The sequence below is a fragment of the Mucilaginibacter sp. GW821-FHT07G05 genome (assembly GCF_059418565.1).
In genome coordinates, this window is record NZ_JBWKQC010000001.1 from 640,677 (window position 1) to 666,841 (window position 26,165).

The window sequence follows — 26,165 nt, forward strand, 5'->3', positions numbered from 1 at the left end:
TTTCCGATTTGAAACACATGAAATATTTTATAATAACTGCCTCTTTTATTTTTTTAATGTTTAACGCCCTTGCTCAAACTACCATTAACGGTAAAATAACGGGCAAGGTAATTGATTCGGCCACAAAGGCTCCTGTTGATTTTGCTACCATCAGTGTATTTAAAGCAGATTCTAAAAATCCGGTTAACGGCATCAGTACCGATAGCAAAGGTAATTTCAGCTTATATGGTATCCCGGCCGGGGAATATCGTGTTACGGTTGATTTTATTGGTTACCGCGAGAAGGTATTCAATAAAGTTACCATTAGCAGCAGCGCAACCAATGTATCGCTCGGTACCATATTATTAACCTCTGCAACAACGCAGCTAAACACGGTTAATGTTACAGCGAAGGTGCCCATTGTAGAAAACAAAATTGATAAAGTAGTATACAATGCAGCTAATGATCTCACAGCGCAAGGCGGTGTAGCCCTCGACGTACTTAAAAAAGTCCCCATGGTAAGCGTTGATATTGATGGCAATGTTGAATTACAGGGCAGCTCGGGCATCAGGTTTCTTATCAATGGCAAACCTTCCACCATATTTGGCGCCAGCCTTGCCGATGCGTTGCAATCTATTCCGGCCAGCCAGATCAGTACTATTGAGGTGATCACCAGTCCCGGCGCTAAATACGATGCGCAGGGCACAGGCGGTATCATTAATATTGTACTTAAAGACAATAAATTTCAGGGCGTTAACGGCAGTGTTAACCTTTCGGCAGGCACCCGTTTAGAGAATGGCTCTATAAACTTGAACGCCCGGAGAGGGAATTTTGGCGTAGGTGTGTTTTTTAGCGGAAATACACAGCTAAATACAAAAGCAAAAAACACAACCAACCGCACTGCTTATAATAATGCCCGCGATACCGCCACAAACCTTTTTCAATCGGGCAGTAATCCATTTACGCGCAATAGTTACAAAACAGGTATTAACCTGAATTGGAGCGTAACCCCTAAAGATGAATTGACTGCAACCTTTGGATACAACGATTTTCGTAACCATGGCACAGGCTTCACCTCGCAAAATCAAAATATAATGGCAGGAGGGGATGTATCATCTGCCATTTCAAGTACGCGCACATCGGCAAGTAGGTTTGGTGAAAAAGCGGTGGATTTTAGCCTGGGGTATAAAAAGACATTTAAAAGAGAAGGACAGCAGCTGGATTTCCTGTACCTGTCCAGCTTTGGTACAAACATAGCCGACGCGTCGCAACAAACAGATTACCTCACGGGAGCTTACCCTTCAGCCGGATTAAGGAGTAATAACCCCGGTAAAGACCGCCAAACGGAAATTACATTGGATTATGCCCAGCCTTTAAGCAAATCGTTCACGTTAGAAACCGGCGCGAAAACCTTTATGGGTAACTTAACCAGTAACGTTTTTACCGATACATTACAAAATGGCGCTTATGTAGTTAACCCAAGCCAAACCTACAGCTTCAATTATAAGCGGAATATATATGCAGGTTACGCGTCTTTATCCTTCGCGTTGTTTAAAGATTTTTTTACGGGTAAAGCAGGGCTGCGCTACGAACGTACGCATACCAACGGTACCTTCAGCGGCGCAGGCATACCCGATTATAATACTTTTGCCCCGGCATTTACCTTTCAGCATAAGCTGGATGATTCGCAATCGGTTAAATTTTCTTATAGTTACCGCATCGAAAGACCCGATTATGGTGATCTTAATCCATTCTATAACATCAGCGATCCACATAACATAAGCACAGGCAATCCACTGCTTAAGCCCGAAATATCAAAAAACTTTGAATTGGGTTACAGCAAAAACTTTAACAATGGTGGCAATATTTATTTGGCAGCTTTTTATCGCAACAGCCCCGATAATATACAGGCGCTATCAACCTATTATGATGTGCTGAATGTTAATGGTACCGATTATACAGCTGTTTCATTAACCCAACGCTTCAATCTTGGGTCGCAAAAAAACATTGGCGCAAGTATTTTTGGTTCGGTGCCGGTTACGAGCAAACTAAATCTGCGTACAAACATTCAGTTAGGCCAAAGGCAAAGCAGCAACGTTGGCTTAGCTACGGTTAACGCGTTTGCGTACCGGGTTAACCTTAACGCTACGTACCAGTTTCCGCACGATCTGGTGGCAGAAGTGTTTGGTAATTACAATTCACAACAAAAGAATATTCAAAGCATAAGGCCGGCATTTTTCAATTATAACCTGGCTATCCGTAAACAGTTCTTAAACAAAAATGCCAGCATTGGGTTAACCGCAGCCAACCCATTCGCGTATTATATTACACAACGGCAAACCCTTTTCGGCTCAAACTTCAATCAAACCAATGTGCGGTTGATCCCGTCGCAATCATTCGGTGTTACTTTGACCTATAAGTTTGGCAAACTGAAATTTGATAAGGAGAAGGACACTACACCTCAACTTCCGGACATGGGGCAGTAAGGAAATTAATCTTTAAATAATGACGTTTTAAACAAAGCAAATTGACGCTATAAACAAAGTCCCATTAAGTACGCAGCGGTAATTTTGTCTTATAAAATTTAAAGAAATGATTTTAAAAGACAATTATAATGGCAACCTTCAACGGGCTATTCATTCGGGCTTTGACGCGCAATCAACTACGCATGATGTAATTAAAGGAATTGACCTCAGCGGCAAAACCATTATTGTTACAGGGGGCTATGCGGGCATTGGCTTGGAAACAGTTAAAACTTTTGTTAACGCAGGCGCAAAAGTAATTGTACCTGCCCGCGATGTAAACAAAGCCGTGGCCAATTTAAAAGGCGTAAAAAATGTAATCATTGAAAAGATGGATTTGATGGATCCGCGATCTGTTGATGATTTTGCCGAGAAATTTTTAATCACCCATAATGAATTACATATACTGGTTAACAATGCCGGTATTATGTGGGTACCCTTACAGCGAGATAACAGAGGGTATGAATCACAATTGGCAACTAATCACCTTGGTCATTTTCAACTGACAGCTAAACTTTGGCCTGCGTTAAAAAAAGCCAATGGAGCACGTGTAATCAATGTTTCTTCATTTGGGCATCAAATAGCTCCGTTTAACTTTGATGATCCTAATTTTTTGAACCGCGAATACGAAACCCTGCAAGGGTACGGGCAATCAAAAACAGCCAATAATTTATTCACGGTTGAGCTGGATCATCGTGGTAAGGAATTTGGTGTACGTGCATTTTCGCTTCACCCGGGTTCGGTAAACGGTACCGATCTTGGTCGTGTGGCACCCATGGCCTTATTTCAGCAAATGGGTACGCATGACGAAAACGGCGATATTAAACCCGAAGTAGCAGCCACGCTCAAAACTGTGGAACAAGGCGCGGCCACCACGGTTTGGTGCGCAACCAGCCTGCAATTAGATGGCATAGGAGGAGTATATTGTGAGAATGCGGATATAGCTGAACTTGACGAAGGCGATATAGCACATGATTTCAGCGCTCCATCAACATTGCGGGGTGTAAAACCGTATTCGTTAAATGCGGAACATGCCATTAAATTATGGAAACTAAGTGAAGAAATGACCGGCATACTCTTCCCTGCAAATTAATTTACTGAATATAGATATTACAAGCCGGATAAACCGTTCGGCTTGTTTATTTATACGCTTATATTTGAGTTAATGGAATTTGAAACTAAATATATCACGCCCGATATCAAGCTATCGGAATATAATGGCAAATTATTTAAAACAGAGGCCATGTTTGAGAACCATCTTTTGGTTTGGTTTATTTCAGGCGAAACCAAGATCATTCAGGCTGATGCAACATACACCTTTACAGCAGGCGACATATTTCTTATTCCACGTAACCAATTGGCTACCATTATTAATTATCCTAAAGATGGCCTACCTCATAAAGCAGTGGCCATGCACCTTACCAAAGAAGGATTAAAAGACTTTTATTCGAGGCACCCAACTACTGTTAAAAAGCAGCAATTACAAACTATACAACGGTTTAACAAACATCCCTTACTTGAAAGTTGCCTTGCTTCATTGATCCCTTATTTTGAACTGGGCGACAAATTGCCGGCCCAAATAGCTGCCATTAAAATTGAAGAGGCTATAAGTATACTACGATCAATTGATGGCGAAGCGGATAGCTGGCTGGCTAATTTTGATGAGCCGGGTAAGATAAGTTTACCCGATTTTATGGAACGGCATTACATGTTTAATATGAAGCTGGATAAGTTTGGTTATCTCACCGGTCGTAGCCTGGCAACCTTCAGGCGCGATTTTAAAAAAGCCTACAACGAAACACCGCAACGCTGGCTTACCGAAAAACGTTTAAAACTGGCACATTATGAAATAGCCGAGAAGCACCGAAAACCAAATGATGTTTACCTGGAAGTAGGCTTTGAAAATCTGTCGCATTTTTCACACGCGTTTAAAAAGCTATTCGGTTACCCACCTAACGAGATACTAGTTGGTTGAATAACGCAGCCCGCTCACAAAACAAATATTTTAGTGATGTAAAGCTTTATGGGCGAGGCAGCTCACTACTTTTTCGTAAAAGTAAGCTACCTCAAACGGCATTTCAATATAATCGGTAAAGCCATAATCAGTACTGAATTTTTGGATAGAAGAGGAGCAACCTGCAACAATTACCGGGAGATCTTCACCGGCAGCCCTTATTTCGTTTAGTAAGGATTTGCATTCCGTTCCGTTCATATAGTAATCAAGCACTACTAAATCAGCCTTTACATAGTGGATATAACTTGCAAGCCCTACCGGGTACCCGTTAAAAGGGTGAACCTCAAATCCTTCGATCTTGAAGATCAGATTAAGGACATCCAAAACATCCTTATCGGTTTGGTGGATAATTAATACAGGCATATCAACAATTTTAGGTTAAATCGGGGAAAGCGGAGGCTGATGCATTAAAGGTATACAACTTTTTAGAATAATCAAAATAAATTTATAATTTAATTAATTAACTCATAAAACAGCAACTACCTGATACAAAAAGCATTAACATTTAGCAGACATACACAACAAAGCACTGATATTTGTCACAGCAAATATCCCAATTAATAACCTTAAAATATCGATCTGGAATACAGAAAAGAATATATTACGCCCGCTTATTACCTATGGAGAACAGGCAAAGCATAAGCATATTTTTAACACAGACAGGCCTCTGTACCCTGAAAAAATAACGGCGAATTAGCACGTAAAATAGAGTAGGGGAGTGATACCTTATTATGGGGGGAATTGTTATTTAGTGAAAGTCCCCCTTTTAATTAAGCAACCTTTTGATGACCAACCAGGGTACTAAAATCAACCTCCAAAATTTCGGCAATATGAAAAAGGCGATCGACAGTTATGCGGGTATAATTTAGTTCTATCTTGCTGTAAGCATTTTGCGATATGCCGAGTTTATAAGCAATATATTCCTGGGTGTAATTGCGGTGCAGGCGCATGCTTTTTATGTTTCCGGCCACAGCGTTCAATTGGTTTAAAATGGTCCTTTTCATGATTAACTGATTGTTTATACGATATACGCAGCGAATATTGATACGGATTGTGGAGATATAAACTAAATAGCAATCATCATAATTGCTTAATTTAGAAGCATTTTAGAAAAATCGATTGTCATGGAAATATAATTCTTGAAAAAAGTGCAGAAAAAATTTGCAGAACACCTCACTTAGTGTTACTTTTACACTAAGTAAATAAAATAGTCTTCTCATAATTTAGGTTTATAATTGGTTAGTAAGGCTTCTGCCCATCAGAAGTCTTACTTTTTTTAAAACCAGCCTTAAATTAAATCATCATATAAATTTTATTAGCATCAGGTATTGCAGAATGCACTAATCTAACTTGATTATATCATTCCGTAGAACAAACAACTTGTTTATAATTGCGTTAGCTAAAGCGGGTTAATCATTTAATCTAAAAACTGATCAAAAATTGAAAATCAAAATATTAGCTGTCATTACTATTTTATTCAGCCTAACAGCCAACGCGCAAAAAACCAAACCGGATACTGTTAAAACCGGCATTTACATCACCAGCATACACAACATCAATTTTAAGGATAAAGAGTACACCATAAATCTTTGGTTGTGGATGAAGTACAAGAATAAAGATTTTGATTTTGAGCACAATCTGGAAGTGCCCCTGGCCAAAACGGTAGACAAAGCATTTTCAACGGTTGATACGACCAACGGGCAAATCTACCTGATGATGAAGCTGCAATGCGTAATGAAGGACACCTGGGCCATTGATAATTTTCCGTTTGACAAGCAGACATTGCGTTTTTCGATAGAAAATTCACAGTTTGATTCGGATGCACTCGTATTTGTTCCGGATACGCTGGGCAAACATTTCGACCCACGTTTTACTTTGCGCGGGTGGACAATTGACAGCATCAAAGTAAGTAATGATATAAAAGTTTACGAAACCGGTTTTGGCGACGAATCGTTAACTAAACCACATACCGAGTATAGCAGTTTTAAAACAAAGCTGGTTATACACCGTGATGCGATGGGTTTGTTCTGGAAGATGTTTTTAGGCATGTATGTGGCTTTTCTTATTGCCTATATGTGTTTTTACATTCATGCTGATAGCATTGATTCACGGTTCGGTTTGAGTGTGGGTTCGCTGTTTGCGGTTATTGGTAATAAATATATTATCGATGCATCATTGCCCGATTCAACTACTTTTACTTTAGTGGATACACTGCACGGCATTACCTTACTGTTTATCTTGGCAGTAATTATTTGCACCGCTTACACACTAAAGTTTATTAAAGAAGACAAGCTAAAACAATCGCGCCGTTTCGACTTTTTAGCAGCCCAAGCATTGCTGCTTACTTATATTATTCTGAATGTTTATTTTATTTACACGGCCACCCGGGTTTGATCATTTAAATGATCAATCTCACTACCTGACATAGGATTGTCATTAGGCCACAATATATTTGTTTTAGCAAAATAAACTAATGCATAACACATGGCTACTGAGATAAATAAAGGAATGGTGGTTTTTCAGCCAAAATCAAGGAAACATTGGCGGAAATGGCTGACAAAGAACAGCCAAACTGCGAAAGAAATATGCCTGGTTATATCGCATAAACGCATTACCACCGGCATACATTATGCAGAATCCGTGGAAGAAGCTCTGTGTTTTGGATGGGTCGATTCATTAACCAACAACAAGGACGAGGGTAGTTTTTATCAGCGTTTTTCACCGCGTAAGCCTAAAAGCAACTGGAGCGAGATCAATATAGAAAGAGTGCAAAGAATGATACGCGAAGGATTAATGACGGAACAAGGCCAAAAAATGATTGATATAGCAAAGCAAAATGATACGTTTAAACCACGCGCGGTGGTAAAAATACAGGTATAACTAAATGCGAAAAGATAATTTTTAAGCTTATGTTTAGCCAATTTTAAACCCAACCTATATGTCAAACCAATCGCGCCGTTCATTTATCAAACAAACGGCACTTGTTGCCGGTGCTGCCGGCATGCCGCAACTTATGCTTGCCAATAATAAAACACCAGCTGCCGCTACCGATATGAAAATACTCTTTCAGGGTGATTCAATTACCGATGGCAACCGCACACGCGACAACGATTGGAACCATGTTATGGGCCATGGCTATGCTTATTTAATATCGAGCAGGTTATGGTACGAGTATCCTGAAAAAAAGTATCATTTTTTCAATCGTGGTATAAGTGGTAACAGGGTAACAAATTTGACGGCCCGTTGGCAAACAGATACAATTGACATAAAGCCTGATATATTAAGCATATTAATAGGAGTGAACGATGCCAATGGCTACATGAGTGGCGATACTACCTGTACTACAGAAAATTACGAAGCCGGCTACAGTGCACTTTTAAAACAAACCAAAGCTGCTTTACCCGCCGTTAAACTGGTAATTTGCGAACCGTTTATATTACCTGTTGGCAGAATTAAAGATGACTGGGCGAAATGGAGTGAAGATATAGCGAAAAGACAGGCGATAGCTAAAAAATTGGCTGTTGAATTTGATGCTGTTTTTGTAGGTTTTCAAAAGGCGTTTAACAACGCGCTTAGTAAAGCCCCCGCTGATTATTGGATATGGGATGGGGTGCATCCAATGCCTGCCGGTCATGAGTTGATGGCCCGCGAGTGGTTGAAAGCAGTGAAAGGAAAACTGCTTTAACTTACAACTACAATCAATTAAATATCAATAATATATAAATATAAAAGAGAGCTATTTGCTCTCCTTTATATTTAAAAAAACTATTTCTTATCTGAAATGCGATCTCAGCATCCAGGCCATTTCCTCGTGGGTTTCCAGCAAACCGGTAATATAATCGCTGGTACCGGCATCATGGTATTTTTCGGCAAAGGGGGTAATGTTTCCGCGTAAAAATTCGATGATGCTTTCATGGTCTTCCAGCAGTTCTTTTAAAAAGCCCAGGCTATCATTCTTGCGGTCGCTTTGCTCGGTTAAATGGGTAAGCTGTAATAGTTGTGCTAATGTACCCGGTGCGTAATGACCTATTTTACGCATACGTTCGGCAACGCTATCCATTAACTCATCAAGCTGTTCATACTGGCTTTCAAAAAATAAATGCATCGAATGAAAGTCGGGGCCTTCAATGTTCCAGTGCGCGTTTCTTGTTTTGGTGTAAAGTACAAACTCATCGGCAAGTAATTTGCCTAATTGTTCTGCAACAGCTTGTCTGTTAGCCTCGCTGATACCGATATTGGTTTTCATGATATTGTGATTTATGTTCTACGAATAAAGATAACAACTTGATGTTGTATTATAAATGATGCAATGTCTGAATATCGTTTTTATTTGATCAATAAATTATTCACATAATTAACATTATGTTAAGTAATACCATTTTTTAATAGGGGCTGTTACCAAACAGCCCCTATTAATTATTTAGAGCTTAAAGCTTCTATTTGTTTTTGAGTTTTAGTTGCATTAGCAGCATCTTTTGTCCCTAAGTAGTAAGATTTAAGATTTGTTAATGCCTCAATTGATTTTGGATTCAGCTCAACTGCTTTTAACATATATGGTTTTGCTTCTGTAAACAAAGCCGTAGCCTTTGCTGAAGCTGCTTCGTATTCTTTTTGTTTATTGGCAGGAACCGCGTTTGCAGCATTGTATGCATCAATAGCCGGGTTAATTTTTACATAACCCAGGTTTAAAGCAGCATCCGCGTAATTCGGATCAACTTCTAAAGCTTTAATGTACATGCTTGATGCTAAAGCATAGTTTTCAGTTTTTTTCTTTAAAGCTTCGGCTTTCTTTACAGGATCTTTAGTTTTTGCTTGTTTTTCAGCAACATCACCAATTTTAGCGTAAGTAATACCTGCGTAATAGTATAATGATTTGTTTTTAGGGTCATTAGCTATCGCGCTTTGTATTTTTGCAATAGCATCTTCCTGTTTACCTGTTACCAGGCTGATCTCAATTTCGCGTGAACGTAATTGGGTGTTAGTTGGATATTTCGCTACACCGTCAGCAACAGTTTTTAGAGCCGCTGTAGTATCCTTAGCAGTTAAATACAATGTAGAAAGCTCGAAATAAATATCAGAGTTTTTGCTGTATGGTGTAGTTAACAGTTTAGTATAGTTAGTTATTGCAAGAGGCAAAAACTTAGGATCTTTTGGTGAAGCATTTGCAGCTGAGAGACCTGTGTAATATATAGCGTTTGTATCTTCAGGCAATATCTCGCGGAAATTATTGAATGAAGCGTAAGCCAGATCATACTTTGCACTTTGGTATTCTTTTACACCTTTGTTTAATTGATACTGCGCCAATGTTTTCGATGCAATTTCAATAAGGTCTTTGTTCTCCCCTTTTGTATCTGTTTCTTTAGCTTTTTTGTAAGCTTCATCAGCAGTAGTGTAAAGTGGCAATGAAGTAGTTTCTACAGTATCTGCAATTGCGTAGGCAGAATATACAGCAGCCTTAACAGCATAAGTTTGAGGTAAGGTAGCGGTTTTTTCATTCGCTGCGGCTTTATCGATCGACTCCCTTGAATTTTTCAAGCTTGCATTGGCAAGTTGAGGTGTTGTGCCACGTAGATTTTCAAATTTTGCATATTCATCTCTGGCTTTTGCAAGTTCGTTTTTTTGAGCAAACGTTGTTGCCGATACTAAGCCTAACAGGCCTGCCATCAAAAATTTTAGCTTCATAGTGTTAAATGGTTAACTGTTTGATTTTGCTATTTATCTTATTTAGTTGTTTCGTGTTTCCTGTTTGGGTATAAATATGTTGCAGTATCTGCAATGATTTTATATCGTTAGGCAAAATTTCATTTGCTTTCTCAAGCCATTTAGCCGCGTAATATAAGTTTTCAAGTACGTCATCTTCCGCTTTATCGGTAACGCTTTTACGGTAGTATAACAACCCCAGGTTAAAAACCGGGTCGAACGCGGTACTGTTTAAGTCAACCGCTTTTAGATAAAAATCTTCTGCCTTGTCATACTGGTTAAGATGATCGTAACAATTTGCAGCAACAAATAATATATCCGGATTGTTTTTATTATCAGCAAGTAAATTGCCTAATAATGGTTCTAACGCTTTATAGTCCTTTTTGTTGTTGTAAATATTGGCTTCGTCAAGTATCAGGAACTTATCGCCGGGAAGTATCTTCCTCCCCTTTTTTATGATCTCCAGCGCCTTAACCGTGTCCCCTATCGCTATATTGATATTGGCGGCATTCTGAATATACTCGGCTTTCATGCTGTCGGCTGCTACCAGATTATTGTAAAACCTCGCGGCATCCTGCAATTTTCCCAGTTTATTATTTGAATAAGCGATGTAAGCATTAATAGGCTTATATGCCGGCGCATATTGCTGCGCCATCCTGAAATAAGTATCGGCATTCAAAAAATCCGATTTATTCATATAACCAAACCCTCTGCGGATGCAATAATTAGCAATGCATTGACGTGCGAAAGTCAGTTTTTCAGGGTGATTGCGAATCCTGCGGTTGGCAGATATTTTCTCTACTATATCAACCGTTTTCGGGAAAAAATCGGCAGGTTGGTTTAACTGGTTAAGTGTATCAACATTCAGGATAGTGCTGTAAACCAAAGACTGGTATACCCTTTTTTCGAGATTGGCCGAATCTTTCTTGGTAACAACAAGGCTGTCGATAGACTTTTTTGCTGCGGCAAGATACTTCAGATCTTTTTTCTCTTTATAAAAACCAAGGTAATTCACCACTACCTTTAGCGGCTCGGATTGGCCGAACGCTAAAGAAGTGGTGAACAATGGTAGTAAAACCAGTAATATGAATTTACGGCACTGCATTAAATTACTTATTCGTTATCGCTTTCAGATGTCGCGGGTGCATCAGCTTCCGGCTCGGCACCAGGGGTGCTTTCCGGATTTTCCGCGCCTTCAACGCCTTCTGTTTCTTCTTCGTCAGCCTCGTGGTCAACTTTAGTTACCGAAGCAATTTCGTCGTTACCTTTCAGTGTGATCAAGCGTACACCTTGCGTTGCACGGCCCATAACCCTTAGCTCACTAATAGCTATACGTATAATTACTCCCGATTTGTTGATGATCATCAAATCTTCCTGATCGGTAACACCTTTAATGGCCACAAGGTTTCCTGTTTTTTCGGTAATGCTAAGTGTTTTTACACCCTTACCACCACGATTGGTTACCCTGTAATCTTCAATGTCGGTACGTTTACCATAACCTTTTTCTGATACTACCAATACCGTAGTGTCAGGGTTATCAATACTGATCATACCTACAACCTCGTCGTTATCGCTATCTAAGGTAATACCACGCACGCCGGTAGCGGTACGTCCCATTGGCCTAACGGTTGATTCGTTGAAGCGTATTGCTCGGCCCGATTGAAGCGCCATTACAATTTCGCTGCTACCGCTGGTCAGGTTTGCCTCTAATAATGAGTCACCCTCGTTAATGTTGATAGCATTAATACCATTAGCACGCGGACGAGAGTATGCCTCAAGCGAAGTTTTCTTGATAGTACCTTTGCGGGTACACATAATTATATAATTATTTTCAAGATACTCCTGATCTTTCAGGCTGGTAAGCTTAATGTAAGCCTTTATCTTCTCTTCTTTAGGTATGTTGATGATATTTTGGATAGCACGACCTTTAGAAGTACGTGTACCCTCCGGAATTTCAAATACCCTTAACCAGAAACAACGGCCGGCCTCGGTAAAGAACAGCATATAGTTGTGGTTTGATGCCACCAATAAATGCTCAATAAAGTCTTCATCACGGCTATTGCTGCCGATAGAACCTTTACCGCCTCTGCCCTGCCTGCGATACTCCGTTAATGGTGTACGTTTAATATAACCTTCACGTGAGATGGTTATTACAACGTCTTCATCTTCAATGAAATCTTCGGTTTGCATTTCTGCCGATGAGTGTACCATTTCGGTTCTGCGCTCATCGCCGTATTTCTCTTTTATCTCCAGCATTTCGTCCTTGATGATTTGCATGCGCAAACCTTCGTCGGCCAAAATAGATTTCAAGTATTCAATTTGCTTCATTAAAGCAGCATATTCATCTTTGATTTTATCACGCTCCAGTCCGGTTAAGCGGCGCAGGGTCATGTCAAGTATGGCACGTGCCTGAATGTCGCTCAATCCAAATTGAGTCATTAAACCTTCGCGTGCTTCATCAGGAGTTGATGACGCACGAATCAGTTTAATCACCTCATCTAAATGATCAAGCGCGATAAGCAAACCTTCTAAAATATGGGCGCGCTTTTCAGCTTCAGCCAGTTCATATTTAGTACGTCTGATAACTACCTCGTGCCTGTGCTCAACAAAGTGATAGATAAGATCTTTCAGGTTAAGCAACATCGGCCTGCCATGTACCAGCGCTATATTATTTACGCTGAACGATGTTTGCAGCGATGTATACTTATACAGGTTGTTAAGTACGATGGCAGCGTTGGCATCACGTTTTATTTCGTAAACCACGCGGATACCTTCACGGTTCGATTCATCCCTGATGGCAGATATGCCTTCAAGTTTTTTCTCGTTAACCAATTCAGCAGTACGCTCAATCATTACCGCTTTATTTACCTGGTAAGGTATTTCGGTTACAATGATACGCTCACGATCGTTATTATAAGTTTCAATTTCAGCTCTCGACCTGATCACGATACGGCCACGGCCTGTTTCAAAAGCCTGGCGTGCGCCTTCGTATCCGTAGATGATACCACCGGTAGGGAAATCCGGGCCTTTGATGTATTGCATCAGTTCACCCACTTCAGCATCGCGGTTGTCAATATAAGCTAAAGTAGCATCAACAACTTCGCTCAAGTTGTGCGGCGGCATATTGGTAGCCATACCTACAGCAATACCTGATGCACCGTTAACTAATAAGTTAGGCACTTTTGCCGGTAAAACTGTTGGCTCCTCTAAAGAGTCGTCAAAGTTTAACTGGTAATCAATAGTATCTTTATTGATATCGGCCAGCATTTCTTCGGCAATCTTTTCAAGCCTTGCCTCGGTATACCTCATCGCTGCCGGTTGGTCACCATCAATAGAACCGTAGTTACCCTGTCCTTCAACAAACGGGTATCTTAAGCTCCAATCCTGCGCCATACGTACCATGGCATCGTAAACAGATGTATCGCCATGCGGGTGATACTTACCTAATACCTCGCCCACAATACGGGCCGATTTTTTATATGGTTTGTTGTTGCTTAAACCCAGATCGAGCATACCATAAAGTACGCGTCTGTGTACCGGTTTTAAACCGTCGCGAACATCGGGCAGCGCCCTTGATACAATAACAGACATTGAATAATCAATGTATGCTGATCGCATTTCCTCATCAATATTTATCGAAATTATCCGGTCTTCTTTGTGTGGGTTGTCGTTTTCTGTTTCGTCAGCCATTTTTTGTTTTTATGTAGAATCTTCTCCTTTGTCGCCGGTTTAAAAAATGAATTTTAAGCGACCTGCGAAGTTAAGAATTTATATGATTTATAGTATAAATGTTAGTAATAATATGGTGTGTTAAAAGCTTTACAGCCTACCAAAATACAACATGCTAACACGTAGTACATTGCACTGTTTATTTTACCTTTTTCCAGTATGATTCTACCGTATTGCCATTAGGTAAAATGCCCTTAAAAGTAAGCGTATCGTTTATAATGGTATAAGTATAAATAATAGTTTTGCCCAACGTGGCCGATTTTTGGGCACAAAAAGTTTGCGTTTCCAGGCAGGTATCGGCGTTCAGGCTATAATCACCAGATTCATAGGTGTATGGCTTTTCGCCTTTCTCCAGCACAATCGCTTCAAAATGCTTTTTATCGTATTTACGCTGCAAGGTATAATCTGCCGACGCGGCGTTTCTTTTGCCGTTGAAGGTTTCACCGCAATACTGCCACAGGCCTTTTAAATTAGGGCTGCTGAACGACGATAATAATGCTACTACCAAAAAAGCGGCTAAGATCTTTTTCATTATGCAACCCAGTTAATTCCTTTTTTTAATAAAGATAAGGTGCGCTCTTCTTCGCTACCCGGCTGTGGCTGATAGTTGTATACCCACTTAGCCGTAGGCGGCAAGCTCATCAGTATCGACTCGATACGGCCATTGGTTTCCAGACCGAACTTGGTACCGGCATCATAAACAAGATTAAACTCGGTATACCTGCTGCGGCGCTGGTACTGCCATAGCTGCTCATTATCGCCGAATGGCGTATTACGGTTACGGTTAACCAGTTCGGTATAAATTGGCGCGAACGAACGGCCAAGCGCTTTTGAAAATTCAAATATTTCTTCCCAGCTAATATCATCAGTAGCGGCAAGCCTGTCGTAAAATATACCGCCTATGCCGCGGGTTTCGTTGCGGTGTTTTATGTAGAAGTAATCATCGGCCCATAATTTAAACCGATGGTAAAAGTCGCTGTTGTAAGCATCACAAACAGATTTAAGACGGGTATGAAAATAGCTGGCATCCGCATCGATAACGTAATGCGGGGTAAGGTCTATCCCACCGCCAAACCACCTTACCGACGGGTGACCGTCAGTAGCGGGCATTTCAAAGTACCTTATGTTCATGTGGATGATGGGCACCCATGGATGATTAGGGTGAATAACGATAGATACGCCCGTCGCGAAGAAGTTATCATCCTCCACCTTCAAAGCCCTCTTAACGCTATCGGGTAACTGCCCATGCACGGCCGAAAAATTTACGCCGCCTTTTTCAAGGATGTTACCGTTTTGGATAACGCGGGTAATGCCGCCTCCGCCCCCATCACGTTCCCATAATTCCTGTTCAAAAGTCGCTTTACCATCTAACGCTTCAAGCGCCTGGCATATTTCGTTTTGGATATCCCGGTAGTCTGCCGCTATTTGTTCTTTGCTAATCATTGCTGCAAAAATGCACAAAAAACCCCGCTTTATGAAGCAGGTGTAATTACATCCTCTTCCACATAATTGAGGTCTTTACCAAAACTTTCTTTTAACTGGCTTAGCGAGAACAGCGACAAGATAGTTAATATCCCCATCATGATATAGCCGCTTTTAACCATACCGTAGTGTGCTACAAATGCGTTGAACAATAAATTTATGGGGATTAATAAGCCACGTACAAAGTTGGGGACAGTGGTAGTTACGGTAGACCTGATATTGGTACCAAACTGCTCGGAAGCTATGGTTACAAATGTAGCCCAGTACCCTACAGAAATCCCCATAAAGAAACAGATCCATACAAATTGGGATGGGGCGATGCCTTTAGCTGTTAAATAAACTACTACGCTCACCACAGATAACAGCTGAAATAACATCATGGTTAACCTGCGCGAGCGTGTTAACTGCGAAAGTACGCCCGCGAAAACATCACCAATGGCAATACCTACATAAGTATACATTATGCCTGCACCGGCACTAAGCGCTTCGGTTGCGCCAAGCTCTTTACCAAACTCTGGCGACAAGGTGACCAATACGCCTACTATATACCATAACGGGGCTCCTATGAGTATGCAATAAATATATTTAAGCAGTCTTTTACGATTGGTGAGCAGCATAAAGAAGTTGCCTTTTGATACGCTCTTTTCTTCCATGCTTTTGAACATGCCCGACTCAAATGTGCCCACACGCAACAATAGCAAAAGAAAGCCCAACACACCACCTACAAGATATGCCGGTCGCCAACCCAGTTCGCTAACCTGCTTAGCAGCTACAGCGCCAAATAAGCCTACAGCAGCAACAATCATAGTGCCGTAGCCGCGCTTTTCTTTACTCATGGTTTCGCTCACCAGGGTTATACCGGCACCCAATTCGCCGGCCAGGCCAATACCTGCTATAAACCTTACAAGGGCATAGGTGTTTACATCGTGCACATAACTATTAACTATATTAGCTATTGAGTATAGTAAAATTGAACCGAACAGCACCTTGATACGACCAAATTTGTCGCCGATAATGCCCCACACTATACCGCCCAGCAGCAAGCCGAACATTTGAATATTGATGATGAACTGTCCTTGCAGCTTAATTTGATCCGGATCGGTAACGCCGATATCTTTTAAACTGGCTACACGAACAATAGAGAAGATCAGCAGATCATATATATCAACAAAGTAACCTAAAGCGGCCACCAGTACTAAAAAAATAACATTACGCTGCTGCGCCTTTGAAGCGGAAATAACGGTCATAATAATTGGTAATTCTGTTTGTGGCGCTAAACATAAATATTTTTTCACAAAAAAAGTCCCTGTAGTTATTACAGGGACTTCCAATTCTTTATCAGACGTAGTATTCTTATATCTTCTTAACTTTTACAGCTTGCAATCCTTTTCTGCCATCTTCAACGTCATACTCAACACTATCATTATCTTTAATAGCGTTTACGCCGCCTTCTACATCTTTAAAGTGCACAAAAAGGTCTTTTCCGTCGTCGGTTATGATAAAACCGTAGCCTTTTTGTGTGTTAAACCATTTTACTTTTCCAGTTTTCATAATAAATATTATCGTATTAAAAAATTCTTGTTTAAATATTCAATTGCTTATACCAAACTGTATTATAAAACGGTTGATAATCAGAACAGAATGAATGAAACTATCTTTTCAAATATATAAAAATAATAATCCAAATAAAATTATTTATTTGGCTGCGGTGTTAAGCGCAAATAAGGTTTAACCTGGGTAAAACCTTTAGGAAATTTGGCCGGGATATCTTCCGTTTTAATCGCGGGCACTACTACCACGTCCTCGCCTTCTTTCCAGTCGGCAGGTGTGGCTACGCTGTAGTTGGCGGTTAGCTGCAATGAATCTATCACCCGTAATATTTCCTGGAAATTCCTTCCGGTTGATGCAGGGTAAGTAATGATCAGTTTAATGGTTTTATCGGGCGCTATGATGAACAATGACCTTACCGTTGCGGTTAATGATGCATTCGGGTGGATCATATCATAAGCCTCGGCTATTTCGCGGTGCTCATCTGCTATGATCGGGAAGTTCACTTCCACATTCTGGGTTTCGTTAATGTCCTGTATCCAGCCTTTGTGCGATTCTACTCCGTCAACACTCAGGGCAACTACCTTTACATCGCGTTTATCAAACTCATCTTTTAATGATGCCGTGCGGCCAAGCTCGGTAGTACATACCGGGGTATAATCAGCAGGGTGCGAGAACAGCACGCCCCAGCTGTTGCCTAAAAATTCGTAAAAATCGATTTCGCCTAATGATGTTTGCGCCGTAAAGTTGGGCGCTTTGTCTCCTAATCGTAAACTCATGGTGATGCGGTATTAATTTGGTTATGTTTTATACAGACTAAGGTAAACGGATTGTTTTAAAAATCAAGGCTTCATTATCACTTATTTATAAGCGATACAAATAAGTGATACAGTATTGACAAAGTGGCCATAAACTAAAAAAGGCCGTTCACTTTGCAGTGAACAGCCTTTTTGTTATAATTTTTACGCTAACTGATTACTCAGCAGCAGCTTCTTCTTCAGTAGCTTCTTCTTTTTTTGCTTTTGGAGCAGCTTTTTTAGCCTTTGGAGCTTCTTCAGCAGCTACAGCTTCAACTTTAGCAGGTGCAGCATCTTCAGCAACTGTTGCAGTTTTGAAAGGAATAACTGATACGTATGAACGGTTATCTGCTTTCTTTTTGAAAATAACTTCGCCATCAACTAAAGCGAATAAGGTATGATCTTTACCGATACCTACGTTAAGACCCGGATTGTGCGGGGTGCCACGTTGGCGAACGATGATGTTACCTGCGATTGCTGGCTGACCACCGAAAATTTTGATACCTAAACGTTTGCTATGCGACTCACGACCGTTTCTTGAGCTACCGGCCCCTTTTTTATGTGCCATTTCTTATATCTTTATGAAAGAGTGAAACTCCTTCGGATTAAACATTAATTATAAGGTAATACCTGTGATCTCTATTTTAGTGAATTGCTGGCGGTGACCATTTTTCTTTTTGTAACCTTTTCTTCTTTTCTTTTTGAAAACGATCACTTTATCACCTTTTACATGAGACACGATCTTAGCTGAAACTTTAGCGCCTTTCAAATCAGAACCTAATTTGAAGCTGCCTTCGTTTTCTGCTAACAATACCTGGTCAAATTCAATACTAGCGCCTTCATCTCCCTGTAAGCGGTGTACAAAGATCTGCTGGTCTTTAGCAACTTTAAATTGCTGTCCGGCTATACTTACTATTGCGTACATTGTTGTTAATAAATTATGTTTTTAAATTTTTTCGAGGTGCAAATATAGGTATTAATTATACAATAAGCAACACCGTGTTATTTTTTATGTTTTATCTCCGCATCGTTCAAAATACGCTGAATTTCTTTGATCAAACGCTGGTTAGCGTCTTTTAATGTTTCGGGACCATCAAAATCAGCCGAGTAAAGTACCGTTTTACTTTTACGGTCGTAATTGTACTGTATCTTATAATGCGGGGCGTTTTTATCCGGGCTGCTATGATTCTTTTCTACAGCCGGAAAGTTCCAGAAACCAAGGTCGGCCGCCTTACGGTGCAGGTATAACAGTTCATCTTTATTTAAACGAAGATGTTTTTTGATCAGCGAATCGCGTGCGTCAACATACTGATAATCGCCGGTTGCTGAATTATACTTATTAAGTAGGCTATCACCGGTACCGTATTCAAACACTATCGATTTAAACTCCGAAAATTTATAGGGCGCATTACCCACCATCATGGTATAATAATATAAACAGTAAGCTATAAACGGCACAGCTACACTTAGTATCAGAAATATCTTTTTAGAACGAGAACTTGACATTATTTAATTATTGAATTATTTCTATTTGATTAACGATCCTTAGTACGAGACAGAGAAAATTTAATTATCGATCTCTCCCTCCCATTTACTTACTACCGCTGTAGCCATGGCATTACCCAGCACGTTGGTAGCCGAGCGGCCCATATCCAGCAAAGGGTCGATGCCGATCAGCAAGGCCAAACCGGCTTCCGGGATATTGAACATGGATATTGTACCTGCAATTACCACTAACGAAGCACGCGGAACACCCGCTATGCCTTTACTGGTAAGCATCAGTATCAACAGCATTGATAATTGATGCTCGAAAGAAAGATGGATATTATATGATTGCGCAAGGAATAAAGAAGCAAATGTCATGTACATCATTGAACCATCCAAGTTGAACGAATAACCCAGCGGCAATACAAAACTCACAATTTTATTATTACAGCCAAAACGCTCCAATTCCATTAAAACACGCGGGTAAGCGGCCTCGCTGGTTGAGGTACTGAACGCCACCAGCATGGCATCCTTAATATTATTAACCAGTGTAAATACGCGGTTCTTCAATACAAAATACCCGGCCAGTATAATCACCAGCCATAGTATTAGTAAAGAAAAATAGAACTCGCTGATAAATATGGCATAAGTAGAAAGTATCCCCAAACCCTGCTTGGCAATAACCGCCGTTATAGCACCGAATACGGCTAAAGGGGCTACCTTCATTACATATCCGGTAATTTTAAGGATAACGTGCGCTATGGCATCCATCGCCTTAATCACTATTTCGCCTTTAGGGCCAATAGCTGCTGTGGCTACACCAAAGAACAGAGAGAATACCACAATTTGCAGGATCTCGTTATTGGCCATGGCCTCAATAAAACTTTTCGGGAATACGTGACCAATGAAATCGCGCAGGGAAAGGGCCGTTTTTTGGATGCCTGTACCTATATGGCTATCGGGCAATGGTAGGTGCATGGCCTTACCCGGTTCAAAAAAGTTAACCAGTACCATACCTAATAATAGCGAAACCAGTGTTGCGCTTAAAAACCAAAGCAGTGTTTTACCACCTATACGGCCCACAGCTTTTATGTCGCCCACTTTAGCTACACCAACCACAAGGGTTGTGAATACCAGCGGCGCAACTATCATTTTTATCAGGCGCAAAAAGATATCGCTCAGTATATTAAAGCCTACCAGTTTATCATCCCGAAGGGTATCATTCTTTTTACGGATTGCGGATAGTTCAGCGCGTTGCAGCTTTAGATCTTTATAAACCGCTGTGGTAGTATCAGTTGTAGCGGCTATTTTAACATCAATGGTTTTGATCCCGGCTTCGGCTTTTGAGAGCTCCTTATTAATATCATTAATAACAAGGCTATTGTAAGCATAGCCTACAATTACACCTAAAACGAGTGCGATAAATATGTAAAGGGTCAGTTTGCTTTTGCGCATGTACGTTATTTGGAAAGGTACAAAACTACAAAATGCAAACTGATTATTTCGTTGTGGTCCAACTTAAACCTTTTCTACCTTAACAGCAGTGCCATAAGCCAATACTTCGGTTACCCCCTGCATTACTTCATTGGCATCATAGCGCATATTAATTACCGCGTTCGCGCCGTGCTGGTGGGCATGCTGCATCATCAGGTCGTAAGCTTCCTGGCGGGCTTGTTCGCACAGATCGGTATATACGCTGTTACGGCCCCCTACCAAAGTTTGCAGTCCGCCCAGGAAATTACCGCCTACCCCGCGCGATCTTACAGTTATGCCGCGTATTACGCCTAAATGTTCGGTTACTTTATAACCCTCTAAGTGTGTGCTTGTTGTTACTAACATATTGATAAATGATTTGTAGTACTCAAACATAAGTGTTGTAAGCTTAGTTTTGTAAGTGTTTACAATTTATTAATTTGCCAGCTATAACAATACATGAGCGTAACAACCTACGGTTTACAGCAAATAAAAAAAGAGATACAGCACTTGCCGCAAGAGCAGGTAGCCGAGCTTTGCCTGCGCCTTGCCCGTTATAAAAAGGAGAATAAAGAGCTGCTGGCCTACCTGCTTTTTGAAGCGCATGACGAAGCCGCTTTTATTGAAAAGGTAAAGGCCGAAGTTGGCTTTATGTTTAGCCAGTTACCCGTGCAAAGCTATTTCGCGGCTAAGGGACTGCGTAAAATATTAAGGCTGATCACTAAGTACGTAAAATTCACTGCATCGAAAACAGCCGAGATAGAACTGCTGATCAGTTTTGGCAACAGTTATTTGCAGTATACCGACAGGAAGACATCCTACAAACCCCTGCGCCTCATTTTATCGCGGCAGCTGGATAAAATAAAAACCGGCATCAACAAACTTCACGAAGATTTGCAGTATGATTATAGCCAGGATTACGAACTTTTACTGACAGAAGCAGACAAAAAACTATCGTGGATAAATAAGAATGATTACTTGTTGTAACATATTTATAAATTTGGCATCTAACCTCAAAACAATTAACTGCAAGTGACCGAAAAAGAAGCAGCTTTTAAGAAAATATTTGAAGCTAATTCAAAAAAGATATTTCACCTGTGTTATGGCTACACCGGTGATGACGACGCGGCGAACGATTTGTTGCAGGAAACTTTTTTGAAGGTGTGGCAAAATCTCGATAAGTTCAGGAATCAGGCCATGATATCAACCTGGATATATCGTATAGCGGTAAATACCTGCTTAACTTACTTACGGTCGGAAAAGCGACAAGCCAAAGATGAACTTACACCGCAGATAGCGGAAACCAAAAGAGAAGAATTCTCGGAAAAGAATGAGCAGGTAGCCCTGCTGTACAAGTGTATTTCAAAACTGGAAGAATCGGAAAGAATTATCATAACTATGGTACTTGATGAGGTACCGTATCCCGAAATTGCTGATATATCAGGTATATCTGAAGGTAATTTAAGGGTAAAGATTCATCGTATTAAACAAAGGTTAACAGAGTTATATAACCAGTATGAAAGACTTTGATCAATTAGTGTCGGTTTGGCAAGGGCAGCCAAAGCGGGATCAGCTTTCGGTAGACGAGGCGCTGAAGCAGGTGAAGAAAGGAATGGGAAGCCTTAATAAGAAATTATTGCGGGGTATAACCAGTATGATGGTTGGTTTTATATCGGTATTTTTGACTATGCTTTTCCTGGCATTTGAATCATGGGTTACCTATTTAGGTATAGGCATTATGCTAAGTACCATGTTGCTATATGTTTTAGTTATGGTGCGCGATTACAGGCTGATCACTAAACAGGATGTAACCACCAACCCTACAGAATACCTGCAAAGCTTAAAAGAATACCAGCACCGCCGTGCCGATATGTATGGCTGGCTATACTACTTATATGTATTGTTGCTGAGCATCGGTCTTTCACTGTACTTTTTTGAAGTGCTGCAAAGCTCAAGCCCTATGTTTAAATACTCGGCTTATGGTATTACAGCCGCGTGGCTGCTGTTCTGTACCTTTTATTTAAGAGGCCGTATTTTAAAGAACGAGCAGGAGAAGCTTAATTTAATGATAGACAGGCTGGTGAGGTTGCAAGGTCAGTTTGAATAATATTGATGTACCCCGTAATTACATTAGTAAAAGCAAGCCCGGCTGATGCCGAAACACTGCTCAACCTGAGCCGCAAAACTTTTTTTGACGCGTTCTCCCATCAAAACGATGTGGTAAATATGGAGATATACGCTGCCAAAGCGTTTACGTTGACCAAGATCAAAGAAGAACTTAACAACCCTGACTCCGCGTTTTATTTCGCTTATCTTACCGATCATATTGTGGGTTATCTTAAACTGAACACCGGCGATGCCCAAACCGAATTTAAGGAGGATACCGCGCTCGAAATAGAACGCATTTATGTTTTGCAAGATCATCACGGCAAAAACATAGGCTCGCAATTGATTGACTACGCTATTGAAACCGCTACCGAAAAGAGGTTCAAATACATTTGGCTCGGCGTTTGGGAAATGAACATTAAAGCTATCCGTTTTTATCAGCGCCATGGCTTTGAGGGTTTCAGCACCCACCGTTTTATGCTGGGCGATGAAGAACAAACAGATCTGCTGATGAAACGCGCGCTCACGCAAGATTCCAACTAAAGCCACTCCTTATCACCCTTTTAGAAACGGGTTGAAATTTCTCGTACCTATTTCCATACCTGCTGCACGGCACACGGTTTTATCGCCGAATTTAAAATTGATATTATCCATAGCCTGGTATAAACGGATGCGCTCTTCGTTATCTTCAAACAGATTGATTTGGTAACTGCCTGTAGTAAGGTTGCTCAACCGCACGCCTATCAGCCTGATGGGCCGGTGCTGATCCCAGGATTTGCTGAGCAGGTTCTTAATACCGGGTATTAATATATGTTCGGCCGCGGTGAGGGCAATTTTCTCCTGCTGAGTATGGGTTTCAAAATTGGCATACCGTATCTTAATAGCCAGGCACGATGCCAGTTTATTTTCTCGCCGCAGTTTTGAGGATAATTCCTCCGTCATGCTCACCAAAATAGTTTCGAGCGTACGGCGGTCTTTTACATCGGTACCGAAGGTGTGCTCTGTAGAGATAGATTTACGATCGGAATGCGGCACCAGTTCACTATGATCTATCCCGCGGGCCTTCTCCCAAATGAATAATCCGGCTTTGCCGAAAATAGTTTGCAAGAAGCGCAGGTCTACACGTTGCAGATCACCAATTTTTTCAATACCGTATTCATATAACTTCTGGCAGGTTTTTTCGCCCAGCATAGGTATTTTACGGATGGGCAAGGGCGCTAAAAAAGCCATTTCTTTTCCGTGAGGAATTTGCAATTGCCCGTTAGGTTTGGCTTGATTGGTAGCCATTTTAGCAACCACCTTACTTGAGGCCATACCGAAAGATATGGGCAGCCCGGTGTCTTTAATGATCTTCTGCCTAAGGTCGGATGCTATCTTATAACTATCGTGAAAGCGGTCCATGCCCGAAAGGTCAAGGTAAAACTCATCAACCGATGTTTTTTGATACAGCGGAACGGCGTCGTGAATGATCTGAGTTACCTCATGCGATGCCTCTGAATAGCGGCCGTGACTGCCTGAAATCAAAATAGCATCGGGGCATAATTTGAGCGCCTGCCGGGTAGGCATTGCCGAATGTACACCAAACTTACGCGTTTCATAACTGCACGAGGCCACCACTCCCCTGTCGGCAGATCCACCTATAATAACAGGCTTACCTATCAACGATGGATTGAACTTTCGTTCTACGGAAACGAAGAAAGAATCAAGGTCGATATGTACAATATGGCGTTTGGTATCCATGTCACAAATATCAAAATAAAACTTTAAAATACTAAAATAATTAGCAATTTTGTTTTCTCAAAACTGCAATAATTATGATGGGATATGCCGACTACTACCTTTTACTTTCGCCGCCCGAAGACGTGAAACAACAAATAAGCAGGTATAAAAAAGCGTCGATTAATAAGATAGGTGCTTTTGAGAGCATGAACTCCCCTGCTCATATCAGCATTGTAAAAACTGAAAGGCAGAAAGCATTTATTGTTGAACCGGCTTTTGAACGTATGGAAAAACGGCTGAATACCATGCCGCCAATAGTATTGCATATTAACGGTTTCAATTATTTTAAACACGGCGACAAGGCCATGAGCATTTATGCGGATATAAGGCAAACCGATTCGGTAAAAAAGTGGTTCAGGTTGTTGTTTAGCTGTATCAATGTAAAGCATGCTTCATTCACGCCGCATATTACCATAGCAAGAAACATCCACGTGAGCGACTTTTATACCCTTTGGCCACACTTTGAAAAAGCGAAATATGTTGAACCTTTTTGGATAAAAGAACTGCTGGTACTGAAAAGAGAGACGTTTACGCACGAACCAAAGTGGAGCAGGTATAAGACAATCAGCTTTAAAAACGAGTTTGCAGCAGTTGTAGAAAAAATTTAATATCTGTAATAAAGCAGGTTAACACTCATTTAACACTGCTTTGCGTTATTTGTACAGCGAAAACAAAATCTTTCCTATATTTGCGGTGGGTAAGTCTTTTACGACCAGCTCCTCTTGAACTCCCCCAGGGTGGGAACGCAGCAAGGGTAGAGAGTTGTAGCGGTGCGATAGAAGTAGCTTACCCATTTTTATTTTTTTAGTAACCAGACCTCGTTACTATCGCTTACCAAATCATTAATATGGTAAATGCTCTACAAATGTTAACTCAACAAACCAGCATAAAATGAAATTTTTTATTGATACAGCAAATCTTGCACAAATTAAAGAAGCACACGAATTAGGCGTTTTAGATGGCGTTACCACCAACCCTACCCTGATGGCTAAAGAAGGCATCACCGGTCAGGATAATGTGATTGCCCACTACAAAGCTATTTGCGAAATTACCGATGGTGATGTAAGCGCCGAAGTAATTGCTACTACTTATGACGAGATCATTGTTGAAGGTGAAGCTTTGGCTAAATTGCACGAGCGTATTGTGGTAAAAGTACCAATGATTAAAGATGGTGTTCGCGCTATTAAATACTTTACTTCAAAAGGTATCAAAACCAACTGTACTTTAGTATTCTCTGCAGGTCAGGCTTTGTTGGCTGCTAAAGCGGGCGCTACTTATGTATCTCCTTTTATTGGCCGTCTGGATGATATTTCTACCGATGGTTTACAACTGATTGAAGATATCCGTTTGATCTATGATAACTACGGTTACAAAACTCAGATCCTGGCTGCTTCGGTTCGTCATGCTATGCACATCATCAATTGCGCTAAATTGGGTTCTGATGTAATTACTGGTCCGTTAAGCGCTATTACCGCTTTATTGAAACATCCTTTAACTGATAATGGCTTAGCACAGTTTTTGGCCGACCATGCTAAAGCAGCAGGTAAATAA

29 protein-coding genes and 1 other RNA gene are annotated in these 26,165 nt (G+C 40.8%); 13 read left to right on the top strand and 17 right to left on the bottom strand.

The window, feature by feature from the left end:
• Positions 1-17: 17 nt before the first annotated feature.
• From AC07NA_RS02530 to AC07NA_RS02540, 3 genes are all read left to right on the top strand, one after another.
• Complete coding sequence (locus AC07NA_RS02530) at positions 18-2,465, top strand: TonB-dependent receptor (RefSeq protein ID WP_494895410.1); 2,448 nt, start codon at positions 18-20, stop codon at positions 2,463-2,465.
• 106 nt (positions 2,466-2,571) lie between these two features.
• The gene (locus AC07NA_RS02535; RefSeq protein ID WP_494895412.1) at positions 2,572-3,594 is read left to right on the top strand and encodes an SDR family NAD(P)-dependent oxidoreductase; all 1,023 of its coding nucleotides are present in this window, start codon (positions 2,572-2,574) and stop codon (positions 3,592-3,594) included.
• A gap of 72 nt (positions 3,595-3,666) precedes the next feature.
• The gene (locus tag AC07NA_RS02540) at positions 3,667-4,476 is read left to right on the top strand and encodes a helix-turn-helix domain-containing protein (protein ID WP_494895414.1); all 810 of its coding nucleotides are present in this window, start codon (positions 3,667-3,669) and stop codon (positions 4,474-4,476) included.
• Between the two features lie 30 nt (positions 4,477-4,506).
• Here AC07NA_RS02540 and AC07NA_RS02545 read toward each other — a convergent pair whose 3' ends face one another.
• Together AC07NA_RS02545 and AC07NA_RS02550 are read right to left on the bottom strand one after the other, a co-directional pair.
• On the bottom strand, positions 4,507-4,878 hold the full coding sequence (locus AC07NA_RS02545; protein ID WP_345209159.1) for a DNA-binding transcriptional response regulator: 372 nt from the start codon (positions 4,876-4,878) through the stop codon (positions 4,507-4,509).
• A gap of 407 nt (positions 4,879-5,285) precedes the next feature.
• Positions 5,286-5,519, bottom strand: a complete 234-nt coding sequence (locus AC07NA_RS02550; RefSeq protein ID WP_345209160.1) for a helix-turn-helix domain-containing protein — start codon at positions 5,517-5,519, stop codon at positions 5,286-5,288.
• Between the two features lie 436 nt (positions 5,520-5,955).
• Between AC07NA_RS02550 and AC07NA_RS02555 the strand changes: the two genes are divergently transcribed.
• The 3 genes from AC07NA_RS02555 to AC07NA_RS02565 all read left to right on the top strand — a co-directional run bounded on the left by AC07NA_RS02555 (position 5,956) and on the right by AC07NA_RS02565 (position 8,200).
• Positions 5,956-6,909: a ligand-gated ion channel gene (locus AC07NA_RS02555; RefSeq protein ID WP_494895417.1), complete on the top strand. Its 954-nt coding sequence runs from the start codon at positions 5,956-5,958 to the stop codon at positions 6,907-6,909.
• A 90-nt stretch (positions 6,910-6,999) separates the two neighbouring features.
• Positions 7,000-7,395: a YdeI/OmpD-associated family protein gene (locus tag AC07NA_RS02560; protein WP_494895419.1), complete on the top strand. Its 396-nt coding sequence runs from the start codon at positions 7,000-7,002 to the stop codon at positions 7,393-7,395.
• Positions 7,396-7,453: 58 nt separating this feature from the next.
• Complete coding sequence (locus AC07NA_RS02565; RefSeq protein WP_494895421.1) at positions 7,454-8,200, top strand: SGNH/GDSL hydrolase family protein; 747 nt, start codon at positions 7,454-7,456, stop codon at positions 8,198-8,200.
• 87 nt (positions 8,201-8,287) lie between these two features.
• Here AC07NA_RS02565 and AC07NA_RS02570 read toward each other — a convergent pair whose 3' ends face one another.
• The 14 genes from AC07NA_RS02570 to AC07NA_RS02635 form a co-directional block, all read right to left on the bottom strand.
• Positions 8,288-8,761, bottom strand: a complete 474-nt coding sequence (locus AC07NA_RS02570; protein ID WP_345209164.1) for a Dps family protein — start codon at positions 8,759-8,761, stop codon at positions 8,288-8,290.
• 170 nt (positions 8,762-8,931) lie between these two features.
• Complete coding sequence (locus tag AC07NA_RS02575) at positions 8,932-10,197, bottom strand: tetratricopeptide repeat protein (protein ID WP_494895423.1); 1,266 nt, start codon at positions 10,195-10,197, stop codon at positions 8,932-8,934.
• A gap of 4 nt (positions 10,198-10,201) precedes the next feature.
• Positions 10,202-11,320: a tetratricopeptide repeat protein gene (locus AC07NA_RS02580; protein WP_494895425.1), complete on the bottom strand. Its 1,119-nt coding sequence runs from the start codon at positions 11,318-11,320 to the stop codon at positions 10,202-10,204.
• Positions 11,321-11,328: 8 nt separating this feature from the next.
• On the bottom strand, positions 11,329-13,905 hold the full coding sequence (gyrA, locus tag AC07NA_RS02585; RefSeq protein ID WP_494895427.1) for a DNA gyrase subunit A: 2,577 nt from the start codon (positions 13,903-13,905) through the stop codon (positions 11,329-11,331).
• 178 nt (positions 13,906-14,083) lie between these two features.
• Positions 14,084-14,476 (bottom strand): hypothetical protein, encoded by a 393-nt coding sequence (locus tag AC07NA_RS02590; RefSeq protein WP_494895429.1) that lies wholly within the window; start codon positions 14,474-14,476, stop codon positions 14,084-14,086.
• Positions 14,476-15,387: an oxygen-dependent coproporphyrinogen oxidase gene (hemF, locus tag AC07NA_RS02595; protein WP_494895431.1), complete on the bottom strand. Its 912-nt coding sequence runs from the start codon at positions 15,385-15,387 to the stop codon at positions 14,476-14,478. Before hemF ends, AC07NA_RS02590 begins: the two co-directional genes overlap by 1 nt.
• A 29-nt stretch (positions 15,388-15,416) precedes the next feature.
• Positions 15,417-16,673: an MFS transporter gene (locus tag AC07NA_RS02600; protein ID WP_494895433.1), complete on the bottom strand. Its 1,257-nt coding sequence runs from the start codon at positions 16,671-16,673 to the stop codon at positions 15,417-15,419.
• A gap of 106 nt (positions 16,674-16,779) precedes the next feature.
• Entirely contained in the window at positions 16,780-16,977 is a 198-nt protein-coding gene (locus tag AC07NA_RS02605; protein WP_345209171.1) for a cold-shock protein, read from the bottom strand.
• A 140-nt stretch (positions 16,978-17,117) separates the two neighbouring features.
• Positions 17,118-17,753 carry a peroxiredoxin gene (locus tag AC07NA_RS02610; RefSeq protein ID WP_494895436.1) on the bottom strand — a complete coding sequence of 212 codons (636 nt, stop codon included), beginning with the start codon at positions 17,751-17,753 and terminating at the stop codon, positions 17,118-17,120.
• 196 nt (positions 17,754-17,949) lie between these two features.
• Positions 17,950-18,339, bottom strand: a complete 390-nt coding sequence (gene rpmA, locus AC07NA_RS02615) for a 50S ribosomal protein L27 (protein WP_345209173.1) — start codon at positions 18,337-18,339, stop codon at positions 17,950-17,952.
• Positions 18,340-18,387: 48 nt separating this feature from the next.
• A complete protein-coding gene (gene rplU / locus AC07NA_RS02620) occupies positions 18,388-18,696 on the bottom strand; it encodes a 50S ribosomal protein L21 (protein ID WP_345209174.1) in 309 nt (102 codons plus the stop codon).
• A 77-nt stretch (positions 18,697-18,773) separates the two neighbouring features.
• Positions 18,774-19,277: a hypothetical protein gene (locus AC07NA_RS02625; protein ID WP_345209175.1), complete on the bottom strand. Its 504-nt coding sequence runs from the start codon at positions 19,275-19,277 to the stop codon at positions 18,774-18,776.
• A 60-nt stretch (positions 19,278-19,337) separates the two neighbouring features.
• A complete protein-coding gene (locus tag AC07NA_RS02630) occupies positions 19,338-20,711 on the bottom strand; it encodes a dicarboxylate/amino acid:cation symporter (RefSeq protein ID WP_494895439.1) in 1,374 nt (457 codons plus the stop codon).
• Between the two features lie 63 nt (positions 20,712-20,774).
• Positions 20,775-21,095, bottom strand: coding sequence for a YbjQ family protein (locus AC07NA_RS02635; protein ID WP_345209177.1), 321 nt, complete (start codon positions 21,093-21,095; stop codon positions 20,775-20,777).
• A 93-nt stretch (positions 21,096-21,188) separates the two neighbouring features.
• Between AC07NA_RS02635 and AC07NA_RS02640 the strand changes: the two genes are divergently transcribed.
• From AC07NA_RS02640 to AC07NA_RS02655, 4 genes are read left to right on the top strand one after another with little or no spacing between them, the layout of a single operon-like run.
• Entirely contained in the window at positions 21,189-21,716 is a 528-nt protein-coding gene (locus tag AC07NA_RS02640; RefSeq protein WP_494895441.1) for a hypothetical protein, read from the top strand.
• 45 nt (positions 21,717-21,761) lie between these two features.
• A complete protein-coding gene (locus AC07NA_RS02645; RefSeq protein WP_345209179.1) occupies positions 21,762-22,259 on the top strand; it encodes an RNA polymerase sigma factor in 498 nt (165 codons plus the stop codon).
• A complete protein-coding gene (locus AC07NA_RS02650; RefSeq protein ID WP_494895444.1) occupies positions 22,246-22,836 on the top strand; it encodes a hypothetical protein in 591 nt (196 codons plus the stop codon). The genes AC07NA_RS02645 and AC07NA_RS02650 overlap by 14 nt, the downstream gene beginning before the upstream one ends.
• A 5-nt stretch (positions 22,837-22,841) precedes the next feature.
• The gene (locus AC07NA_RS02655) at positions 22,842-23,378 is read left to right on the top strand and encodes a GNAT family N-acetyltransferase (protein WP_494895446.1); all 537 of its coding nucleotides are present in this window, start codon (positions 22,842-22,844) and stop codon (positions 23,376-23,378) included.
• A 12-nt stretch (positions 23,379-23,390) separates the two neighbouring features.
• Here AC07NA_RS02655 and dinB read toward each other — a convergent pair whose 3' ends face one another.
• Entirely contained in the window at positions 23,391-24,575 is a 1,185-nt protein-coding gene (dinB, locus tag AC07NA_RS02660) for a DNA polymerase IV (protein WP_494895448.1), read from the bottom strand.
• Positions 24,576-24,649: 74 nt separating this feature from the next.
• On the opposite strand from dinB, the gene AC07NA_RS02665 reads away from it, so the two are divergent.
• The 3 genes from AC07NA_RS02665 to fsa all read left to right on the top strand — a co-directional run bounded on the left by AC07NA_RS02665 (position 24,650) and on the right by fsa (position 26,165).
• A complete protein-coding gene (locus AC07NA_RS02665) occupies positions 24,650-25,222 on the top strand; it encodes a 2'-5' RNA ligase family protein (protein WP_494895450.1) in 573 nt (190 codons plus the stop codon).
• Positions 25,223-25,309: 87 nt separating this feature from the next.
• Positions 25,310-25,408: signal recognition particle sRNA small type (ffs, locus tag AC07NA_RS02670), an RNA gene on the top strand.
• Between the two features lie 97 nt (positions 25,409-25,505).
• Positions 25,506-26,165, top strand: a complete 660-nt coding sequence (fsa, locus tag AC07NA_RS02675) for a fructose-6-phosphate aldolase (RefSeq protein ID WP_494895452.1) — start codon at positions 25,506-25,508, stop codon at positions 26,163-26,165.

What these genes read in the sequence shown, in the direction of transcription:
- AC07NA_RS02530 (WP_494895410.1), top strand. Translation starts at nt 18, where the DNA reads ATGAAATATTTTATAATAACTGCCTCTTTTATTTTTTTAATGTTTAAC.
- AC07NA_RS02535 (WP_494895412.1), top strand. Translation starts at nt 2,572, where the DNA reads ATGATTTTAAAAGACAATTATAATGGCAACCTTCAACGGGCTATTCAT.
- AC07NA_RS02540 (WP_494895414.1), top strand. Translation starts at nt 3,667, where the DNA reads ATGGAATTTGAAACTAAATATATCACGCCCGATATCAAGCTATCGGAA.
- AC07NA_RS02545 (WP_345209159.1), bottom strand. Translation starts at nt 4,878, where the DNA reads ATGCCTGTATTAATTATCCACCAAACCGATAAGGATGTTTTGGATGTC.
- AC07NA_RS02550 (WP_345209160.1), bottom strand. Translation starts at nt 5,519, where the DNA reads ATGAAAAGGACCATTTTAAACCAATTGAACGCTGTGGCCGGAAACATA.
- AC07NA_RS02560 (WP_494895419.1), top strand. Translation starts at nt 7,000, where the DNA reads ATGGCTACTGAGATAAATAAAGGAATGGTGGTTTTTCAGCCAAAATCA.
- AC07NA_RS02565 (WP_494895421.1), top strand. Translation starts at nt 7,454, where the DNA reads ATGTCAAACCAATCGCGCCGTTCATTTATCAAACAAACGGCACTTGTT.
- AC07NA_RS02570 (WP_345209164.1), bottom strand. Translation starts at nt 8,761, where the DNA reads ATGAAAACCAATATCGGTATCAGCGAGGCTAACAGACAAGCTGTTGCA.
- AC07NA_RS02575 (WP_494895423.1), bottom strand. Translation starts at nt 10,197, where the DNA reads ATGAAGCTAAAATTTTTGATGGCAGGCCTGTTAGGCTTAGTATCGGCA.
- AC07NA_RS02580 (WP_494895425.1), bottom strand. Translation starts at nt 11,320, where the DNA reads ATGCAGTGCCGTAAATTCATATTACTGGTTTTACTACCATTGTTCACC.
- gyrA (WP_494895427.1), bottom strand. Translation starts at nt 13,905, where the DNA reads ATGGCTGACGAAACAGAAAACGACAACCCACACAAAGAAGACCGGATA.
- AC07NA_RS02590 (WP_494895429.1), bottom strand. Translation starts at nt 14,476, where the DNA reads ATGAAAAAGATCTTAGCCGCTTTTTTGGTAGTAGCATTATTATCGTCG.
- hemF (WP_494895431.1), bottom strand. Translation starts at nt 15,387, where the DNA reads ATGATTAGCAAAGAACAAATAGCGGCAGACTACCGGGATATCCAAAAC.
- AC07NA_RS02600 (WP_494895433.1), bottom strand. Translation starts at nt 16,673, where the DNA reads ATGACCGTTATTTCCGCTTCAAAGGCGCAGCAGCGTAATGTTATTTTT.
- AC07NA_RS02605 (WP_345209171.1), bottom strand. Translation starts at nt 16,977, where the DNA reads ATGAAAACTGGAAAAGTAAAATGGTTTAACACACAAAAAGGCTACGGT.
- AC07NA_RS02610 (WP_494895436.1), bottom strand. Translation starts at nt 17,753, where the DNA reads ATGAGTTTACGATTAGGAGACAAAGCGCCCAACTTTACGGCGCAAACA.
- rpmA (WP_345209173.1), bottom strand. Translation starts at nt 18,339, where the DNA reads ATGGCACATAAAAAAGGGGCCGGTAGCTCAAGAAACGGTCGTGAGTCG.
- rplU (WP_345209174.1), bottom strand. Translation starts at nt 18,696, where the DNA reads ATGTACGCAATAGTAAGTATAGCCGGACAGCAATTTAAAGTTGCTAAA.
- AC07NA_RS02625 (WP_345209175.1), bottom strand. Translation starts at nt 19,277, where the DNA reads ATGTCAAGTTCTCGTTCTAAAAAGATATTTCTGATACTAAGTGTAGCT.
- AC07NA_RS02630 (WP_494895439.1), bottom strand. Translation starts at nt 20,711, where the DNA reads ATGCGCAAAAGCAAACTGACCCTTTACATATTTATCGCACTCGTTTTA.
- AC07NA_RS02635 (WP_345209177.1), bottom strand. Translation starts at nt 21,095, where the DNA reads ATGTTAGTAACAACAAGCACACACTTAGAGGGTTATAAAGTAACCGAA.
- AC07NA_RS02640 (WP_494895441.1), top strand. Translation starts at nt 21,189, where the DNA reads ATGAGCGTAACAACCTACGGTTTACAGCAAATAAAAAAAGAGATACAG.
- AC07NA_RS02650 (WP_494895444.1), top strand. Translation starts at nt 22,246, where the DNA reads ATGAAAGACTTTGATCAATTAGTGTCGGTTTGGCAAGGGCAGCCAAAG.
- AC07NA_RS02655 (WP_494895446.1), top strand. Translation starts at nt 22,842, where the DNA reads ATGTACCCCGTAATTACATTAGTAAAAGCAAGCCCGGCTGATGCCGAA.
- dinB (WP_494895448.1), bottom strand. Translation starts at nt 24,575, where the DNA reads ATGGATACCAAACGCCATATTGTACATATCGACCTTGATTCTTTCTTC.
- AC07NA_RS02665 (WP_494895450.1), top strand. Translation starts at nt 24,650, where the DNA reads ATGATGGGATATGCCGACTACTACCTTTTACTTTCGCCGCCCGAAGAC.
- fsa (WP_494895452.1), top strand. Translation starts at nt 25,506, where the DNA reads ATGAAATTTTTTATTGATACAGCAAATCTTGCACAAATTAAAGAAGCA.